4 protein-coding genes and 1 pseudogene are annotated in these 3,940 nt (G+C 37.6%); 3 read left to right on the top strand and 2 right to left on the bottom strand.

All coding sequences use genetic code 11. From position 1 onward, the window contains the following. Positions 1-155: 155 nt before the first annotated feature. The 3 genes and pseudogenes from IQ242_RS18805 to IQ242_RS18815 form a co-directional block, all read left to right on the top strand. Positions 156-773, top strand: a pseudogene (locus IQ242_RS18805) (ATP-binding protein); the annotation flags it as partial. Between the two features lie 366 nt (positions 774-1,139). Then, positions 1,140-1,586, top strand: a complete 447-nt coding sequence (locus IQ242_RS18810; protein ID WP_193961014.1) for a DUF29 domain-containing protein — start codon at positions 1,140-1,142, stop codon at positions 1,584-1,586. Positions 1,587-1,703: 117 nt separating this feature from the next. Next, positions 1,704-2,171 (top strand): DUF29 domain-containing protein, encoded by a 468-nt coding sequence (locus IQ242_RS18815; RefSeq protein ID WP_193961015.1) that lies wholly within the window; start codon positions 1,704-1,706, stop codon positions 2,169-2,171. Here the strand turns inward: IQ242_RS18815 and IQ242_RS18820 are convergent. After that, positions 2,168-2,956, bottom strand: coding sequence for a hypothetical protein (locus IQ242_RS18820; RefSeq protein ID WP_193961016.1), 789 nt, complete (start codon positions 2,954-2,956; stop codon positions 2,168-2,170). The two genes, IQ242_RS18815 and IQ242_RS18820, sit on opposite strands and share 4 nt — an antisense overlap. A gap of 403 nt (positions 2,957-3,359) precedes the next feature. Continuing rightward, a complete protein-coding gene (locus IQ242_RS18825; RefSeq protein ID WP_193961017.1) occupies positions 3,360-3,866 on the bottom strand; it encodes a type IV pilin-like G/H family protein in 507 nt (168 codons plus the stop codon). Between the last annotated feature and the right edge of the window lie 74 nt (positions 3,867-3,940).

Consider the following 3,940-nt stretch of genomic DNA (forward strand, 5'->3'; position numbering starts at 1 on the left):
ATCAGTTATCAGTTATCAGTTATCAGTTATCAGTTATCAGTTATCAGTTATCAGTTATCAGTTATCAGTTATCAGTTATCAGTTATCAGTTATCAGTTATCAGTTATCAGTTATCAGTTATCAGTTAATTTTTTTCTGGTTTTGTTTGTGGCTATATGCTGCCCGGTTTTCGGATTATTATGACTATTCCGATCGCCACTTTAAGAGAAGTAGCTTTAAAGGCAACTCTCCAAACAGAAACTAACGATCAGATCGTACAAATGCCTGTATATAAACTCTTTAAACAGGGAGGAATTAATTCACCTAATGCTATACCCGATCCCCAAATTATTGCTACTTTAACCGAGATTATCACTAAGCGCATCGATCCCGCTTTAATCGATCCTGACACCCTCGAAAAAATTTGTCTTTATAGTGGGGGAGTGTTACAAGAATTAATTCGCATTACTAATGATTGCTGTCGGGTTTGTTTGCGATCAGTTCGTCGTTATCCTGATGATAATGCCCTAAAAATTAATCAAGCTGTTTTAGAACAATCAATCACAGAACTTAGTCTCGATTTTGCTGAAAGTATCGGTACAGCAGATGAGGAAATTATTAAAACTGTTTATGAAAAGTCAAAACCGAAGTATCTCAAGGATCAAAATTTTCTAGATCTGTTGCATGGTTTATATATTTTGGAATACCGCAATGGCGATCTCTGGTATAATGTGCATCCGATTATCCGCTATCCGATTGTGGTTGAGTTAATGAAAAAAAGAGGAACAATTTGAATGGGATAAATAAGTAGTTATAATTAAATTGAAGATGGATCTCCCCTTGATCCCTAGGGTTGATTCATAGTAGGGTTGATTCATGAATCAACCCTACCCAAACCCCCCGTTGGGGACGCAAGCGCCGTCCCCAAACCCTGGAGCGCATTAGCTTTTCGGTGGGATGCTTACACGCCGCTGTTCATACATTTGTAGCAGTTTAAGAGTGACTGATAATTGCTGATTATCGCTATTTCCGAAAATGTGAGATACACCCAAACCGAGCGACTTTTAATGCAAGTTTTAAGTAAGCGCCAATTCAGACTTAAATTGTTGGCGAAGTTTCGCTAAAATGAAGGTAATTAGTCAACATAAGAGGTCAAAATTATGACTTTAGCCAAGGTAAAAAATCTGTATGATCAAGATTTTGCTTTGTGGATAGAGAAGACGGTTAAGCAATTAAAATCTGGGGATTTATCTCAGGTTGATTTGGAGAATTTAATCGAGGAGGTGGAATCTTTGGGAAGACGAGATAAAAGGGAACTTAAAAACCGTTTAATTACATTATTTGAACAGGGTTTAAAACGCCGTTATCTTCTTTTGTACGACTGTTATCGAGGTTGGGAAGTAACAATTAAACGCTGTCAATCGAAGTTAAAATATATCCTTAAAGATTCCCCTAGTTTATGCAGTTTTTTGACAGATATTTGTGATAATTGTTATCAGGAAGCGGTGGAGAATATGCGAATCGAATATGATGCTAGTTTTCCCGATGTTTGTCCTTTTTCTAAGGATATTGATGGCTTATTAAATCATAAGTTTTGGGAAAGTTAAACTTTGATACTAAATCGGTTGAGGAGAGGCAAGAGGCGGAATAAATAATCAGTCTTTAATAACCAGATTTAGTGTGATTTTCAAGAAATTAATTTAAGTTTAACAGGGAGAAAAATTATGACTTTAGCCAAGGTAAAAAATCTGTATGATCAAGATTTTGCTTTGTGGATAGAGAAGACGGTTAAGCAATTAAAATCTGGGGATTTATCTCAGGTTGATTTAGAGAATTTGATCGAGGAGGTGGAATCTTTGGGGAAAAGTCAACCCAAAGCGGTCGATAATTTTTTAACTCGTTTATTAGAACATTTATTAAAACGTTGTTATGTGGTTCTTCCCGATTGTTATCGAGGGTGGGAAATTGAAATTAGAAATTTTCGCAAGGAGTTGAAGAAGGAATTTAAGTATTCTCCTAGTTTGAAAAGGTTTATGATCGAGATTTTAGAAGAATGTTATCGAGAAGCTTTAGAAGCGGTGAAAGAGGATTATCCGGACTCTAATTTTCCCGATGTTTGTCCTTTTTATAAGGATATTGATGCCTTATTAAATCATAAGTTTTGGGAAGATGAAAAATATGTCAAACTCTAATCTTTGGGGGGAATTGCCATCACTTGATTATCATTAATCACAACCAATTTACCGCCCAATTTTTCGATATTTTCCTTAGCTAACCTGCGGGTTTCTTCGTATTGGCTATTTATCCAGACTAACATCCAAGCACCGACTCTAGGAGCGCGACTATCGGGATTAGTTTCTAAAAATTTCACCGTTCCCCTAGCGGATTTTTCGATAAATTCATTACCGGCAATTTTTGCCCAATCGGCGGCCATTTGATAGGATTTTTTCGCCGCGGGAATATCACCTAAAAATAATAGTTCATCCACTCCTTTATATAACCAAAGAAAATAGGCATCGGTGACATCAGGAGTGATTTTTGATAAACCTTTATTCATAATCTCAATCGTTCTTTCGGGTTTACCAGCATTGAGGGAAGAAGCGACAGACATCATCAAATAGGCGCGGACAAATTTTGGGTCATTTTTGGTGACAATTTCCATAAAATCGGGACTTAAACCGTAACCAGTTTCCCTACGAGCATCCACATCGCCATAGTATTGTATAAACTGTAACATTGACCAATTGGCTAACATATTATTAAAGCCAAAGGAAGGTATATTTTTTAATAACTCAACCTGAGCATTTTCTAGACGAGACTCTTGACGATAATTTCTATCTAATAATTTTTCTTTGGTCAAGGTTTTCACCTTTTCCTGTTGCATTTCCACAATAGCCATAATTAGTCCACCGATGACGGCGACTAAACCAAGAGTTTTAAGTAAGGATAGATTGAGAGATTTTTTTACGCCTAACATATCTTCAAATAAAAGTCAATAATCAGTAACGTAAGTAGCTGGTTTTAATTAAATTAAAACATGGATTTTAGGTTCGATCCCCCCTGCCCCCCTTGATAAGGGGGGTGCCGATAGGCGGGGGGATCTCCCCTTTATCCCCCCTTAATAAGTAGGGTTAATTCATGAATTAACCCTACCATCGCGGTTAATTCATGAATTAACCCTACGATGAATTAACCCTACGATGAATTAACCCTACGATGAATTAACCCTACGATGAATTAACCCTACGATGAATTAACCCTACGATGAATTAACCCTACGATGAATTAACCCTACGATGAATTAACCTACAAATCACGACCTTCATACATAATTATAACCATTTACTTATCAACAAAAATAAAAGATTTTTGGGGTTATTTTAATTAATTTCAATGCCATCAACACAGCTAAGAACACCGGCGGAATTACTGGTAGAAACATTATCGTCTAAAGGAGTGTCATCCTCACAAACAATACCAGTATAGGCCCCGGCTGCCGTTTGTCCAGCCGCTCCAGCATAATTTTTAATATCGTCATCAAATTCAGGCACTGCATTCGCTCGATAGGCGGTTCCAAAAGCATCGGGGGTTTCTACTTGGCTGATATTATAAAATGTTAGGGAAATAGTGGCAGCTTCCAGAGATAGTTCAGATAAAGTAGCAAAAGTCCCTTTTTCATAACGATAACCCTGTTGGGCGCGATTGATTAATCCCAGTGCTTCGCGCGCTTCTGCTTGCCTACCCTTAGCGATTTGTCCCAAGAGAGTGGGTAAACTGATGGCAGCGAGAACCCCCAATAAAATCACCACTACTAACAATTCTATTAGAGTAAAACCCCTCGCTTTTTTTTCCTGTGATTTGATTGCTGAAAAAAGAAGGTATTTCATGGTTAGGCACTGGCAATGTTGACTATATTTTGGGTGTTGGGGTGTTGGGGTTTTAGGGTGTTGGGGTGTTGGGG

The sequence above is a fragment of the Microcystis sp. LEGE 08355 genome, assembly GCF_015207185.1.
Taxonomy (GTDB): Bacteria; Cyanobacteriota; Cyanobacteriia; order Cyanobacteriales; family Microcystaceae; genus Microcystis; species Microcystis panniformis.